We start from the raw sequence: 14,438 nt of genomic DNA, 5'->3' as shown, positions 1-14,438 counted from the left end.
TCCTCCTCAGACAACACCAGCTCGGCCATCGGCCGCCCCATCTTCGCCATGGAAGCAGTCTACTTATTCAACGAATTCTCGGCGCAGGACACTAGCTCCCCGTTGTCGATGGTGTAGACGACGCGATAGTGGCCGAGGTCGTAGGCGGCGGCGATCAGCTTGTCCCGTGCGGGCGGCGCACAAGTGCCTGGGATTCCACGGATGTCGCGATTGAACGCTGACGCGGTCCGGGTCTTCAGCGCCCAGGATCGATGCACTGTGCCCCGTGCGGCGCCGCAGGTTCGCCACCACGGAGGTGGGGCCGGCGCCGTCAGCTTTCCCAGTCGACGGATGCCACGGTCCCGTCGCGGGACATCTTGACGGCAAGGAGTTCGTCACTGGTCGCGGCGTCGATCGTGTAGTCCATGACGATCCGGGTCTCGGCCTCCCCGGTCGGGTGCCACAGCCCGATCCGAACGGGGTGCATGGCTGCGGTGAACGCGTCGACGCTGATCGGTTCGCCGTTCGCTTCCCGGGTGAGGCGCTTGATCACTTCGGCGTCGTCGAGTTCGTCGGCGTGGTGGTCGATGAAGTAGCGATCCTGCTGCAGGTCCTCACTGATCGCCGCGCGAGCCGCGGTGACCAGGGCCGGCAAAGCGGAACCTCAAGGTGCCCGAAGTAAGGGTCGTCGATGCTCTTCATGGGGCCTGTCATTCCGATGGGCGGGGCAGGGCTTGAGGGGGAGTGGACGTTCCTGATCCAGGTTTCGGCCGCGATCACTCCGTGCGGGTACCGGTTCTGCCGGCACAGCACCCCCGGCGTCATCTGCCCGTGCACGAGCCGCGCGCGGCCTGCTCGAAACGACACCCCTGAGTGCCCGCCACTGCGCAGACTGTTGTCACGTCCCAGGGCTCGGTCGACACGTCTGCCGAGGGCCACGAAGGCAATCACTAACCTCTATGTTGCTAACATTGTTGTTAGTGTCATGAATGGAGGTCGACGAGACGTGGTGGATTTTGTAGGACGTCGCCAGGAGCTGGCGACGTTGGAGCGAGAGCTGCAGAAGGTGGCGGCAGGGATCGGCGGGGAGCGGCCCGGTCGGTGCGTGATGTTGCGTGGGCGGCGCCGGGTGGGCAAGTCGCGGCTGGTCGAGCGGTTTGCGGAGCGCTCCGGAGCCCCTTTCTTGTTCTTCGCTGCGACTGGTGCATCCCCCAGGGACGATCTGGCACGGCTGGCCAGGGATGCCCAAGCGTCGACGCTGCCGTTGGCGGGGCTGGTGGCCGCCGCGCGGCCGGAGAACTGGGATGCCGCGTTCGATGTGCTGGCCGCGGCGCTGCCTGCCGACCGGGCGAGCGTTCTGATCATCGACGAAGTGCCGTACCTGATGGATACCGACGGCGCCTTCGAAGGGATGCTGCAACGGGCCTGGGACCGGGTGCTGGAGACCAAGCCGGTGCTGCTGGTCCTCATCGGCTCCGATCTGTCGATGATGGAGGCACTGAACAGCTACGGACGCCCCTTCCATCAGCGCGGCCGGGAGATGGTGCTGGGACCGCTCAACCCCGCTGAGGTGGGGCAGATGCTTGGGCTGGATCCGGCGGAAGCCGTCGACGCCGCACTGGTCACCGGCGGGCTGCCGCTGATCTGCGCAGAGTGGCCGCGCGGCGCAGGGCTGTGGGACTTCCTCCGCGAGGCGCTGAGCGATCCGGTCTCGGCCCTGCTGGTGTCGGCCGAGCGTTCGCTGGCCGCCGAATTCCCCCCGCAGGTACAGGCGCGCAAGGTACTGACGGCCATCGGGAGTGGCGAGCGGACCTTCACCAATATCGCCCGTGCAGCCGGCGGGATCGGGGCCACGCCGCTGCAGCGAGCTCTGGAGCTGCTTACGGACAAACGGATCGTCGCCGGCGAGCTGCCTGTATCGCTGCGCCCTTCGAAGGACCGCCGCTACCGGGTGACAGATCCGTACCTGCGGTTCTGGCTGCACCTGCTCGGCCCGTCGATGGAGGAGATCGAGCGGGGGCGGGGCGATCTGACCTTGGCGCGCATCCGGGAGAACTGGACCAGCTGGCGCGGTCGGGCCGTCGAGCCTCTTGTTCGTGAGGCCCTGGCGCGGATACTGCCCGACGACCAGCTGCCCGCGGCCCCCGCAGTGGGCGGTTACTGGACCCGCACCAACGACATCGAGATCGATATCGTCGGGGCCGACCGCGCCCCCATCGCCAAGGAGCTGTTCTTCGTCGGCTCCATCAAGTGGCTGGAGCAGTCGCCCTTCGACCGGCATGACTTGGCCGCTCTGCATCGGCACCGAGCTGCCCTCACCGACGAACCTGTTCCAGTCGCGGCGGTTTCGCGTAGTGGAGTCGACTGTTTGGGGCTCGACGCCACCTACGGCCCCGGCGATTTGCTGACCGCCTGGCCGCTGTGAGTGGCGGATGTCAGGTGAGGTAGGGGAGTCGGTGAGGCCTCGGTCGCTTACCGGCACTGTTGTGCAGCGTTGGCGGTCCTGAGCCTCCTCGTGCCCAGGCCCCGGGGCAGGAAAGGCTCCCCCGCCGCGATGTGCGGTGAAGGGGGAGCCTCGGAGGACCGACCGTCTACCGGATCAGCTCCTGTCCTCGTCGTCCTCGTCCTGTGCGCGAGGTGCGGCGGGCCGGTGCGGGCTGTGCGAGGTGTCCCAGAAGTAGGGAGGCGTCATGTCGTCCTCGCTCGTCTCCTGCCGGTCTTGGTTCCGTTCGCCTGCGCCACTCTCCGCAGACCCCGGCGTGAACGCATCCGGGTCGGCATTCGTGTCCGCGGCCGCGTCGGTGAACGGCGCGCCCTCGGGGGCTCGGAAGCGCGGCGACCAGGGCCCGGTGGTGTCCCCCTCGCTCGGAGGCTCATCCTCCGGCCCCTCGTCGGGCGCCGGGAGAAGGGTCTGCCTGATCTCCTCGGCGGCCTCGTCCAGCCCGGCCGCCTCCAGGCTCCGCACCACACGGTGCACGAACACCGTGTACTCATCCATGTCCGGCTTCAGGCCCACCGCCGCCAGCAGCAGGAGCAGCCGATCCGAAACCCCCACTTCCTCCTCGCGGTCGAACGTCCCTCCTCCCTGGGCGTGCCCGTCCCACAGCGGGCCTCCGACGGTTGCTTCGGTCCGCGCGTCCACGGGCGGGACGAGCAGGTGCCGGAAGATCTCGGGCACCTCCTCGTTCTTGGCCGCCGCCGAGATCTGGGCGAGCGGACCGATCATGTCGACTGCCTTCTCGATGTCGTCCTCGTGACGGGCCAGCCACCACACCACGGCGCTGCCCGTGCTCTTGAGCACGTCGTCACCGAGGTAGCCCCGCTTGTTGCGCTCGTGCTGACGCTCGTACTCCCAGAGCTCCTCGTCCTTGCGAAGGTCGTTCAATTTTCGCAGGCGCTCACGGTCGGTGGGGGCGAGGGTCAGTGTCACATCGGCGGCCAGGGCCTTCACCCGTCCGCTCCGGTCCGGGAGCGGGGCGCCCAGCTCCCCTTCCAGGAGATACCGTGCGAAGCTCGCCCGGCCGGGCTCCTCGTGGCGGACGACCTGCAGGGCCCGGCTGACGACCGAGGAAACGGCGAGGGCCGGGGAGGCGCCGTCGGACCAGTCGGCGTGGTCGGGGACCGGCCTCCACCACACGGTGGCGGAGAAGAGGAAGTCGTAGCCGTCCGTTGCGCTCGGTAGCGCCGCGTCGACCACCCGAGTCTCCTGGTACGGCTGCTCCGTCGGCGCTGCGGGCGGCTCAGCTTCCTCGGGCTCGTACGGATCGGCCGACGCGCGGCCACCGCTGAGGACCGTCATCACGAGCAGCAGGGAACCCGAGGACGTGACCATGGACATGAAGCCCCACAGCCACGCCGACCAGTGCAGGAGGTTTCCGAGCACAGCCGGTGCGAGGCCGCAGAGAGCGACGAACAGCAGGCTGGGAAAGCGGTGTTTCATAGTGCCTCTTCCGTGGTCCGTGGTCCGGCACCCGCACGCTTCGCGCTCTCCGTGCGGACGTACTGCGCGTTGTCGATGTGCTGCCAGAAGAGGGCGGCGACGGCCGCCCGGGCCGGGTGGTGCCTGGGCCCCGCCCAGCTGCAGGCGATGGCGTAGAGGCGGTGCAGAGCGGCCGTGCGGCCGTGTGTCGCCCCGACCATCACGCCCAGCGCCATCTCCCGCGTACTGTCGCCCGCCGCGGCGTTCAGCCAACTGCTCACCAGCGGGTTCCAGAGCTCCGTCGGCGGATGAGAGAAAACCGTCTCCCAGCCCAGGAACAGGTCCGGCCACGGCGGCGGCTCCGGTGCCCGGTCGCTCCTCAACAGTTCAGCGAGCAGCCGGAGATGGAGCTCAGCCCCGCGCGACTCCCGATGCGTCCGGTCCCGCAGGCGGTCGATCAGTAGCCGGTAGGGCCGACGGTCGCGGCCGGCGAGGTCGAGAAGTACTTCCCGGGCCCCGCGTGCCGCCTCCCCCTTCCGTACGGCGAGGTAATGGAGCCGCACCATTGCCTGATCCGGGTGCGTCGCGCCAAGGCTCTGGAGGCAGGCAGCGGTCAGGACGCGAACGAGACCGTCCGACAAGGGGCCGGACCTCGCGCACTCGTACATCCGTCTGCGGAACCATCCCCCGAACCTCTCGTGGCTGAGACCGAGTTCGAGGGCCGCCACGGCTCGTGGGTCGCAGGACGCCCCGGTCGCCTGGCCCGCCCAGCGGACCACAAGGTCGAAGAGGTGGTCGGGTCGCCCGACGGCCAGGGACCGCTCGCCGAAGCGGACGACGACGTTCACCCGGTCGTCGGTGGTCAGACCGCGGAGCCCGGCGGCATGGCCGATCCAATTCCTGAGGTCGTCGCGTGTCCCGGGGAAGTTCGCCCAGAAGTACGTCCGTACCGCGTCGGCGTAGGCCAGCCGCCCGAAGTGGAGCCGCCCTTCCAGGTCCCGCTCGATCCCGAGCGTCGCCAATCGCTCCCCGAAATCCGTCCGTGCGAGCTCGGTTGTCGTCTCTTCCTCGTGCCTCACCATCCTCATCAAGCCGTGCCACGCCTCGTAGACGGTGTCGGCGCGGGCCTCCTCGAACACTGCCGCCGCGAGCAGCAGGGCCCGCTCGGGCGCGGTGCGGACCGTGGCCACCTGCCGACCCACCTCACCGGCACGGTCGGTCACCGCGTGCATCGCCTGGTCGAGCCATCCCGCGAAGTCGACGCCGAACCGGCCGCTGTCGCGAGCAGACCTCACCAGCCCCGCGAGGCGCGCCAGTTCCCGCATGGGGGAGCGTTCGCACAGTCGCTGGAGGTCGTAGCTCCCCAGGTCCGTGGAGTGGAAGGCCATCCGGTCCATACGGAGGTACCGGGTGACGACGGCGATCCCCCGAGGGCGCCCCAGCGCCACCGTGTGCGGTTCGAGCTCCGGCGCGTGGGCGTGCTCCATGCCCGACGGCAGGACGACCACCATGCGGGCCCCCGCCTCCTGGACCTGTGACCGGCGCACGACCAGGAGGCTCTGGGCCTTGGCATACGCCTCTTCGTCGGAGATCCCGGAGAGGTCGAGGAGGAAGCGGTCCCCCTCGCCGGGGGCGGGAGTGGCCTCGTCCTTGTCCGTGGCGGGAAGCTCCTCGAACCGGTCCTCCTCCTGCTCCTCTTCAGCGCCTGCGTCTTCACCGAGCTCGTGCAGCAGCATGATCGCTGCGGCGCGTCGGCCGCTGCCAGGCGCAGCCTCCAGCAGCACCACCGATCCGGGCTTCTCCAGGCAGTCGGCGGCGATGCGATAGCCCACCGGCCGAACGAACCGGTTGGCCAGGCGCACCCGGTCCTCTCGGACGATCCGGAGGGACTCGACCCCTTTGCGGATCATCCAATCCGCGCCGCCGTAGAAGACGTACTGGGGCCCTACGCCATTGTTCACCGGGCCACGCGGATCGTTGACGGTGACGCGGTCCTGCTCGGTCATCGTCCGTCGTCCGAGCGCCGACGCTCGCGCTCGAAGCGTTGGTGGACCGTACCGCTGTTGTCGCCCGCGGTGAACTGGACCCCGGTGTTGTCGCCCTCGAAGTGGGGAGCGTTGTACTGGTGCCCCCCACCGGTGTTCACGGGCCCCTGTGGTTCGTTGACGAAGGTGCCGGACAGATCTCCGTTGAGGTTTCCGATGCCGCGCACGCGCTGTTCGACGTCGCGCGTCCGCATCCTGGTGTGCCTGGCGTCCTTGGCCGACTTCTTGCGGGACTTCGCCTCTGCCCGCTCCTGCGCCGCACGGGCGTCGTGGTCCACCGCGCCCAGCTCGGGCAGGAGCCGGGCGAGGGTGTCGCCGAGCGCCGTCAGGTCCGATTCGGCGTTGCGGTGGTCGAACCGCCGGTACTGGCAGTCCGCCAGCTCCAGCAGATCGTCCGGAAGGACGGAGCGGTCGACCCTCGTGGCCTTTCCGACGAGCACGGGGATCACCAGGACTCCGCGGTCGAGCGCGGTCTGGACCTCGCGACGGGTCCAGTCCTGCTCGGCTTCGAGGGCGGGGCGGCCGTCGGCCCCCCGCACCTCCGCCCAGCGCGGGCCGATCACGGCGAGGAGAGCCTCGCACTCCTCCACCGCCTTGACCAGTTCCACCGGGAAACGGCGTCCGGGCTCGATCGAGTTGCTGGCGAAGAAGATCCGCTCGTCGCCGAATCGACGGGCGAGTTCCCGAGCGATCATGGTCGCTGCGGACTCCTCGTCGCCTGTTCGGTAGTTGACGAAGACGTCGGGCATGAAGGGTTCCCTTCGTGAAAGGAAGACGGGGTGAACGGGCACGGGGCTGTGGACCGGGGTCCGCCCAGGGCCATGAGGTCCCGATTGTGTGGACGGCATGGCGCATCCACGGGAGGGCGTGCGGATGGAAGGGCGCCGCCTGGTGCGTCACTGGTCGCGGGCAGCCCGAAGAAGCCGGGGGCGCGATGCGACGCGTCGAGCGGTGATCAGAGGGTTCCGCCGGGGATCGTGGGATCCGGAGGGACCGGGTAGTCCGGCGAGCCGGGCGGCTCGAAGTCTGTGTCGGTCGTGGAGGGGCTGTCAGTCGTGCGCGGGGGCGAGCACGCGTGCCAGCACGGGCTGCAGATCACGTACGGCGCGGCTGCTCCGGAATCGGGAGAGTTCCCGTGCGAGACGCCGGATGTCGCTGTTCACCGTCGCCGAGGGCACGGCCGGCATCACTTCCAGGAGATCCCCGGCGATCGCGCACGCGTGCTCGACCTCCCCGGAGGCGGCATGGGCCAAGGACCGGCGGAAGCCGTACCGGGCGCGGGTACGCAGCGCGTGCGGCGGGAGGCGGCGGTACTCCCGGTCGAGTACCTCGGCGGCGGCCTTGGGACGGCCGAGGTCGTGCAGGCACCAGCCGGTCGACATCGCCGCCGGATCGCTCACATGGGAGGTGCCGATCACGGGCTCGTCGCCCTTGCGGGCGTCGTCGCTGGCAAGCAGTTCCCGCGCCTTGTCGAGGCTGCGGAGGCAGTCGACTTCGTTGCCGACGAGCGCGTGCCCCTGGGCCTCCCGCTGGGCCGCGAGTCCCCGGATGCGCGGCGGGAGTTCGCTGCTCTGGGCGCGGCGGGCCAGGGCGACGGTGCCAGCGGCGTCCCCGCCGTACATTGTGACCAGGGCGCGTCGCACCAGTGCGTAGGAACCGAGGTACGGGTCACCCCCGGCGCGCGCCAGTTCGGCGGCCTCGCCCGTCCAGCCGAGTGCCGCGTGGCTGTCCCCGGCCTCTTGGGCCATCCAGCCGGTGAACTCCGCGAACCGCGCGGCGAGCAGGAGCGCAGGGGCCCGAGAAACGGACCGAGCGTCGGCGGCCAGCCCGGCGATCATGCGAGTCTGCGTCTCCAGCAGGGGCAGCAGGACCTTGGGTGCGGTGGACTGACCGAGCTTCCGCAGATGGTCGAACTGCATGCGGAAGGAGGGCAGGAGGGGGTCGTCGGCGGAGGACAGCGCCTGACTGCCGAGTTTCAGGCCGAGGTCGATCAGCGCTCCCGTACCCGCCGAGAGGACCGCCCGGCGCCCGACGAGCCAGCGGCTCGGACCAGCGGGGGATTCGGCGGTGCCCGAGTCCGAGTCCGTCTCGGGTCGGGTGACCAGGCGCTGCAACTCGCCGTCCGCGCCGAGGAAGGCGTCGCACCGCCGGGCTAGTTCGGGGGACGCGGAACGCTCCCCGCGCTCGACCTTGCTTATGTGCCCCTTGTCGTAGTTGAGCGCCACGGAGAACTCAGTCAGAGTCAGCCCCGCTTCTATTCGTAAACGGCGAAGTTCCGGGCCGAAACGTAAAGTCGTGCTCATCGTCAACCTCCCCTTGAACAGTGACCGCGAGAGCCGTCCGCCCTCACGGGAGCCGTCATCCGACGATTACCGGTCGACACGAAACCCGACGGCGAACACCTGCTGTGACGGCGTTGTTTCGGTCCGCATCCGAAAGTGAGTCTGGCACGACGCGCGCCTGGAGAATCGGGGTTCGGCGGTGTTGCCCGTTGCCTCTTTCGCTCTCCGTTGGTTCCCGTCCGTTTCTTGGAGTGACCGGGGACGACCGCGATCGGTACATAGCGATCGAGAATGACAGGATCACGGGCGGGGTCCAGTCGTTCACGAAGTCGCAGCGCTCGTCGATCCAGGTGGGGGCGACGAAGATGTTGTCGCCGGCGGGAGCTTCGGAGGCTTCCAGCAGGGGTCAGGTGCGGGACTCTTCGACCAGGTGCTCCCAGGGCTCAGTCCAGTCGAGTTCCCAGTCCAGGCCGGTGCCGGAGACGCCGTACGTGCGGCCGGCGCCCACCTGCCAGAAATGGGAATGGAGGATCACTTGGGCGTGGTCGGCCAGGTCGTTGATGGATGAGGGAGACCTTGTTCGCCCCGCCATCCATGGTGGGCCACCGAAACTGGATGGTGTCGTTCTCCCAGAAGCAGACAGGGTAGATGGCGTACGCGCCGGGCGTCTCGTCCAGGACGTGACGCCCACAGCAGGGACAGGGGGTAGGAATCGCTCACCCGCGCAGTCTCGTTGCAGGTCCCGCCGGTGTGCCATGGATTTCTCTGCCTCGGCGTACCCAGCCAGTCCGCAGCCAGTCCGCGGGACACCCGTAAACGGCCGTCGGGTGTCAACGCCTGCCAACGAGGAAATTCCAGGCCAGGGTCCTGTGCGGGGCTCCGCCGCAGGTCAGGATCGGGCGTCAAATATTCCGCTTCAACGTGTAGTGCCTGATTCCTTGATCGGCCGAAGTGGCTGGTCAGGGTAAGAAACCCCAGGTCAGGGGCCAGATCTTCGGGTCTGGCCCTGTCCTGTTTTCTCCTGCGGATTCAGAGATTTCCCTGGTCCTGTGCTGACTTGGTGCTGACTCCCAGGGTGGTGCTGCACGTCCTCTGAACTGGGGTTTCCGGAGTGCTCGCAAGGCGGGACGGAACGAGGGGCACGCCGGGGGCCGGGTGTGGCGAATCCGGTATCCATGCGGAAGGTCCGCCGGGCAGGTTGGGGGAGTGGCTGACCTGCTGTGGGATGACGTCCGAGGCCTCTTCGACCTGGATCTGATGGGGGCGTTGCCGGACGTGCTTGTCCCCGGAGCCCCGGTAGGGGACTGGCAGGCCGTTCTCGACCTTGTTGATGCGCGTGGATGGAAGCACCAATACTCCGAAGGGGAGTCGGTGCTCCCGGTTGCCCGGGCGCAGGCAGTGCTGTCCCGGCTGGCTGACGCCGAATGCCCAGAGCTGCGGGTCTGGCTTGCGGACGACGGCGGTTGGGGAAGCCGGTGCTGATGAACGCCGAGGGCGGCGACGGCAGTCGTCCCATACTCGGGTTCGAGGTTGAGAACGATGGGGTTGTGCTGTTCGCGGAGCCGTTCGCTCCTTGACGCTCTTCGATGGGGCCTCTGGAGAGCAACCGCCGCTGCGGGGCGGGTGCGAGGATGCCGCCACCCAGGTTGCGCGCTCCGGCGGCGTGTTCATGGGCGCGACCGCCGGCTTCGGCAAGACGATCCACAAGCGTAGGAACGAGGTCGAGCGGACGATCAACGGGCTCAAGAGCCTCCGGGCCGTGGCCACGAGGTACGACAAGCGGGCCTACGTCTTCCACGACACCGTCGCCGTCGCCGCGAACCGGCTCTGGTTTCGTCCGTGATCCGCCGGACGGAACCTGGCGGTGAGACGCTCGAAAACCGGTGGAACAGCGCCGCTGTGCGCCATTACCGTGCTGCCGAACCAAGTCGTCTAGTCAAGGACGTTGTCGTTGTACACCCTGTGAGACCTCCCGAGCGCTGATTTGTCGCGCGTCGCGCATGTGCGCCGCGCTCCTTTTTGCTGCGGACTTCTCACTGAAACCGGTGTACTTCTGTGCTCGAAAACTGGGTGGTCGTGCCCACCTGCCTACCGCTCGTTCTCCGCCGTTGCCACGCGTGCGCGTCCGAGCGCTTCCGGGCGAGCGGTAAATTTCGCGTCAACGCACACCACAAGCTCATCGACGCCTGGCTCCTCGTGCTCTGTACCGCTTGCGGGGAAACTGCGAAGCTCACGGTCCTGGAGCGGGTGCATGTGCGCTCCGTACGGCCTGAGCTGCTGGACCGGCTGCATGACAACGACCCTGGCCTGACAGCTGAGCTGCTCCAGGATCCGGTCGTGCGGCGCCGCAATCGCATCGCCCTCGACTGGGACAACGCCTGGCGCCTCGACACCGGCGGATCGGATCACCTGGACCGCGAGGTGATCGACGTCTCGGTCCGCTTAGCGGCGCGGATCCCTGTCCGGCCGGTGCGACTGATCGCCGAAGGTTGCGGTCTTTCGCGGGCCGAGGTCGAGAGACTGATCACGGAGGGGAAAGTCATTTCGGCAGTCCGGCTGAGCGGCAAGCTCTCCGGCGACTTCACCTTCATGCTCAAGCGCTGAGCCCTCCTCGGGACCAGGTGCCTGTCCGGCGCGATCCGCCGGACAGGCCCTACCGTGCCGGGTTGGTGGGGATGGGGTGGTGCCTCACGGCGCCCAGGGCGCCGCGGCGGAAGATGCGGCGGTCCACGGGTTTGTCCCGCAGGATCGCCTCCCGCAGATCCTGCAGTTCGCGGCTCAGATCCAGCCCCAGCCGCGCGGCCATTCGTGCTCGCGCCGAGGACGGCACCCGCAACGCATCCGCGCGACGGCCGCACTCGTAGAGCGTGGCCGCGCGGAAGGCCAGGAGTATCTCGTGCTCCGGATGTTCTTCCCCGACGACACCGACCAGCTCCGGCGTCCAGCTGTCGGGCGGTCAGTGGCAGCGCCTGGCGCCGGGCCGGGCCCTGATGTGTTCCGAACGGGATCTCATGATGTCGGGTCGGGTCGGCCCTACTCGGCGGACATTTCGAGCATCGGCTGGAAGGAGGAGTCCTCCTCATCGGGAACGTGCGGGAGGAATCCGCCGGGGACGGTGCGGGCGGCGGTGGCGAGCAGGCGGTCCAGGACTTCCCGGTCGGTGGCCGGCGGGAGCCGAAGTGCGGCGAGGAGGCGATCGCGGACGGTGGGGTGGTCCGGATGGTCGTCGAGATAGTCGGAGTTGAGGGCGGGAGGACGGAAGCCGGCCAGGGCGTCGTGCCAGGACGGCAGGACGATGACCAGGGTCAGGGCCTCGGCGAGAGACTCGGCGACGAGGGAGGCTTGGCCCTCGGAGTCGGTGTAGAGGACGGGGCGGGGGCCGTCGGGGAAGGCCGGGCCGCAGAGATAGTGGGTGCCACCCGCGTTGCAGCCGGCGACGGGCTCCACCGGGAGGCCGTTGGGCAGGGCGATCGACTCGATCGGGTCGGTGCGGGCAAGGTCGAACTCGCCGTCGCAGGCCAGGTAGGAGGCGACCTCGGGGTGCGCGGCGATCCTGCGGAGCAGTGCGTCGTCCGAGAGGACGGCCGGGTTGAGGGCCCCGGCGACCGCAGGGGTGAGGGGGTGTCCGGCGAGGACGTGGCGGATGGCTTCGAGGGGGATGCGGCGCTCGTAGTAGTCCTCGAAGTGGGCCTGGACGGCCTCGGGGGAGCGGTCGGTGAGAAGACCGAAGAGGAATCCTGAGCCGTCCGGATCCTCGCTGCCGGCGGGGAAGGTGATGCCCGAGCCGGTGCGCCAGACGGTGTCGCCGGTCTCCCGCCACAGGCAGGCGGTGACCAGAGGGGCGTCGATGTCGTCGTCGTAGAAGGCGGGTTCGTCCAGGAGCGGGCGCAGCGTGGCGGGCACTTCGTCGATGACACCGGGCCAGACCTGCTCGTCGTCCGTCGCGTACGGACTCATCTCCGACTCGTGGTCGAAGCCGCGTATGAGCACGCCGGCTGGGGTGAAGAGGACGGAGAAGTCGTCCCCCGCGCCGTTGTCCATCAGGGCCGCCTCCTCGCCGGGGCCCCAGGCGGTGTCGAAGGTGTGGCGGCAGAACCGCGGATCGTCGCCGATCGTAGCGTCCAGGGCGGCCAGTGCGCGCAGATGGGCGCGGAGTTGGCCGGGGTCAGGGAGGAGGGCGGCGGTCTCGTGCGCAGTGCTCATGGCGCCATGGAAGCAGCCGCCACTGACAATCCGGCGCGGTCGGCCCGGACAGGGTGCCGCTGCCTCCAGCGGTTTCCGACCGAACGCGTGCGTTCCCGGCGCGGGATCGGGTGTCGTGAACCGTGGAGCGACGTCGGCGTGCACGACTCACACCTGAACGGCGCGGTGGTCCCTCACTCGCGGGCGGCGGTGACGGCCCGCGGAGTCGGCTCGGGCGGCGGCATGGGCGGCTGATGCGCCAGGCGGGTCCTGGGCGGCGTGAGGTGGGGGCGTGCGGTGGGGCGGGTGGCGGATTCGTCTTCCCCCGGCGCACCGGCCGGTATGCCCTCCGCGCGCTCGTCCATTCAGGTGATTGGCCGTCAAGATGCTTGAGTCATATTTCGTTTGTATGGGTCACTTGGGTAACCGAACCGGTGGGCCGCCCATCCCTCTCCGGGGGAGCGCGGAACCGTTCTGTTCGCCGACCCGTCCATGCGTGACGGACCCCGGCATCGTTTGCTCCGGACGGCCGCGATGGGCGCCCCTGTAGAGGACTTGGATCCGACCAGTCGCCCCTGCCAGGTAGCGGCAGGGACTGATGGACAGCCTCCGGCCTCTGCACGGGAGCGGTGCGCGACCTCCGCGCACAACCGAGTACCTCGTCGTCGAGGCCACGGGCGTGGCCGCGGACCCTGCGACCCGCGTGCGGCCATCGCCGCCGCGAGTGAGCCGGCACCGGTCATGTGAACGCCTCGGCCACATGGCGAGGGCAGTGCGATCGCTATCGGTTCTTCACCGCGGGGGCGGTTCCGGCTCGTACGGAGCGGCGCCCGCTGCGGGCCGGCCACGGCGTCCGGTGCCCGGCGGGCCCGCGACAGGTTTCATTTCGGCTCCGGGCGCCCCGCGCCGCGACATCCGCTGACGGTGTCTTCCCCGAGCAGTCAGCTTCCGGACACCTTCCCGGGTGCTCCCGGCACCCCGCGGGACAGACCGAGGAGGAGGTGAATGAGGACGGCCGGGCCCGGCGGTGGCCCGGAGATCCAGGTCATGCCCCTGGGGTCTGACCCGGACCAGGCTCTGAGCCAACTCCCTTATTAGGGAGTTCAGTTCACACACGGAGGACGATCATGCCAATCAGTCCGAACCAGGGCTCCACCGGTGGCGGTACCACCGTCACCATCACGGGCACCAACCTCTCGGGTACCACCGCTGTGCTCTTCGGTACCAACCCGGCCACCGCAGTCACCAACGTCTCGCCCACCCAGGTCACCGCTGTCTCGCCGGCCGGCTCCGGCGAGGTCGGCGTGACGGTGACCACACCGGGCGGAACCAGCAACCCGCTCTCGTTCTTCTACGTCGGCGCCCCGTTCAAGTCCGGCCTGAGCGTGAGCTCGGGCCCCACCACGGGCGGGAACACTGTCGTCATCAGCGGCACCGGCCTGTCCACCGCCACGGGGGTGACCTTCGGCGCCAACACCGCGACGCCGACCGTGCTGTCGGACAGCCAGATCAGCGTCGTCGTGCCCGCGGGTACGGCGGCCGGGTCGGTCGGGGTCAGTGTGACGACCGCCGGAGGCACCAACAACGGTCTGTCGTACACCTACATCGACGTCCCGACCATCACCGCTGTCACTCCGACGTCCGGACCGACGTCCGGCGGGACCGCGGTGACCATCACGGGCACCAACCTGACTTCGACGAGCCAGGTCACGTTCGCCTCGGTGCCGGCACCGTTCTCGGTCATCAACGCGACGACGGTGTCCGCCGTCACCCCGCCGGGCACCCTCGGTGCGGTCGACGTCGGACTCTCGAACCCCGCGGGCACGGCCACGGACGTCGGCGCCTTCACGTATGTGGCGGGTCCCGGCATCTGATCCGCCACGGTTGCGGCACCGACTGCCGGCGCGGAACGAACCCGGCGTCGGTGCCGCTTCCAGACGCGTGATGTCCGCCCGGTCCGGGACGTTCCGCGCCCGGCCGGGCGGGCGAACCGCTCGACATCACTCGCTCACCGCCGCCCGGTCAGGAGGT

The 14,438-nt window shown here is 69.2% G+C and carries 12 protein-coding genes and 2 pseudogenes; 5 read left to right on the top strand and 9 right to left on the bottom strand.

The annotated features are described in order from the left end of the window. Positions 1-310 precede the first annotated feature (310 nt). Complete coding sequence (locus ABZ826_RS34470; protein WP_361457494.1) at positions 311-634, bottom strand: DUF2004 domain-containing protein; 324 nt, start codon at positions 632-634, stop codon at positions 311-313. 351 nt (positions 635-985) lie between these two features. Here ABZ826_RS34470 and ABZ826_RS34465 point away from each other — a divergent pair, with 351 nt between their 5' ends. Further along, positions 986-2,404: an ATP-binding protein gene (locus ABZ826_RS34465; RefSeq protein ID WP_361457491.1), complete on the top strand. Its 1,419-nt coding sequence runs from the start codon at positions 986-988 to the stop codon at positions 2,402-2,404. Between the two features lie 174 nt (positions 2,405-2,578). Here ABZ826_RS34465 and ABZ826_RS34460 read toward each other — a convergent pair whose 3' ends face one another. The 5 genes from ABZ826_RS34460 to ABZ826_RS34440 all read right to left on the bottom strand — a co-directional run bounded on the left by ABZ826_RS34460 (position 2,579) and on the right by ABZ826_RS34440 (position 8,760). Continuing rightward, a complete protein-coding gene (locus ABZ826_RS34460; RefSeq protein WP_361457488.1) occupies positions 2,579-3,919 on the bottom strand; it encodes a hypothetical protein in 1,341 nt (446 codons plus the stop codon). After that, positions 3,916-5,904, bottom strand: a complete 1,989-nt coding sequence (locus ABZ826_RS34455; RefSeq protein ID WP_361457485.1) for a hypothetical protein — start codon at positions 5,902-5,904, stop codon at positions 3,916-3,918. The genes ABZ826_RS34460 and ABZ826_RS34455 overlap by 4 nt, the downstream gene beginning before the upstream one ends. Continuing rightward, a complete protein-coding gene (locus tag ABZ826_RS34450) occupies positions 5,901-6,692 on the bottom strand; it encodes a toll/interleukin-1 receptor domain-containing protein (RefSeq protein ID WP_361457482.1) in 792 nt (263 codons plus the stop codon). The genes ABZ826_RS34455 and ABZ826_RS34450 overlap by 4 nt, the downstream gene beginning before the upstream one ends. A 300-nt stretch (positions 6,693-6,992) precedes the next feature. Further along, on the bottom strand, positions 6,993-8,246 hold the full coding sequence (locus tag ABZ826_RS34445; RefSeq protein ID WP_361457479.1) for a helix-turn-helix transcriptional regulator: 1,254 nt from the start codon (positions 8,244-8,246) through the stop codon (positions 6,993-6,995). A 385-nt stretch (positions 8,247-8,631) separates the two neighbouring features. After that, a complete protein-coding gene (locus ABZ826_RS34440) occupies positions 8,632-8,760 on the bottom strand; it encodes a hypothetical protein (RefSeq protein WP_361457476.1) in 129 nt (42 codons plus the stop codon). 671 nt (positions 8,761-9,431) lie between these two features. Between ABZ826_RS34440 and ABZ826_RS34435 the strand changes: the two are divergent. The 3 genes and pseudogenes from ABZ826_RS34435 to ABZ826_RS34425 all read left to right on the top strand — a co-directional run bounded on the left by ABZ826_RS34435 (position 9,432) and on the right by ABZ826_RS34425 (position 10,829). After that, positions 9,432-9,802, top strand: a pseudogene (locus ABZ826_RS34435) (hypothetical protein). A 107-nt stretch (positions 9,803-9,909) separates the two neighbouring features. Next, positions 9,910-10,068, top strand: a pseudogene (locus ABZ826_RS34430) (IS5/IS1182 family transposase); the annotation flags it as partial. Between the two features lie 212 nt (positions 10,069-10,280). After that, a complete protein-coding gene (locus ABZ826_RS34425; protein ID WP_361457473.1) occupies positions 10,281-10,829 on the top strand; it encodes a DUF1062 domain-containing protein in 549 nt (182 codons plus the stop codon). A gap of 49 nt (positions 10,830-10,878) precedes the next feature. Here the strand turns inward: ABZ826_RS34425 and ABZ826_RS34420 are convergent, their stop codons facing one another. From ABZ826_RS34420 to ABZ826_RS34410, 3 genes are all read right to left on the bottom strand, one after another. Continuing rightward, a complete protein-coding gene (locus tag ABZ826_RS34420; RefSeq protein ID WP_361457509.1) occupies positions 10,879-11,112 on the bottom strand; it encodes a BTAD domain-containing putative transcriptional regulator in 234 nt (77 codons plus the stop codon). Positions 11,113-11,258: 146 nt separating this feature from the next. Continuing rightward, positions 11,259-12,428 (bottom strand): hypothetical protein, encoded by a 1,170-nt coding sequence (locus tag ABZ826_RS34415; protein ID WP_361457470.1) that lies wholly within the window; start codon positions 12,426-12,428, stop codon positions 11,259-11,261. Between the two features lie 173 nt (positions 12,429-12,601). Continuing rightward, entirely contained in the window at positions 12,602-12,772 is a 171-nt protein-coding gene (locus tag ABZ826_RS34410; protein ID WP_361457467.1) for a hypothetical protein, read from the bottom strand. A 762-nt stretch (positions 12,773-13,534) separates the two neighbouring features. Here ABZ826_RS34410 and ABZ826_RS34405 point away from each other — a divergent pair. Then, positions 13,535-14,281: an IPT/TIG domain-containing protein gene (locus ABZ826_RS34405; protein WP_361457464.1), complete on the top strand. Its 747-nt coding sequence runs from the start codon at positions 13,535-13,537 to the stop codon at positions 14,279-14,281. The last annotated feature ends 157 nt before the right edge of the window (positions 14,282-14,438 follow it).

Origin of the sequence: Streptomyces sp. NPDC047515 (assembly GCF_040643055.1) — a bacterium.
Lineage (GTDB): Bacteria > Actinomycetota > Actinomycetes > Streptomycetales > Streptomycetaceae > Streptomyces.
This window is presented reverse-complemented; position numbering and strand designations above follow the sequence as displayed.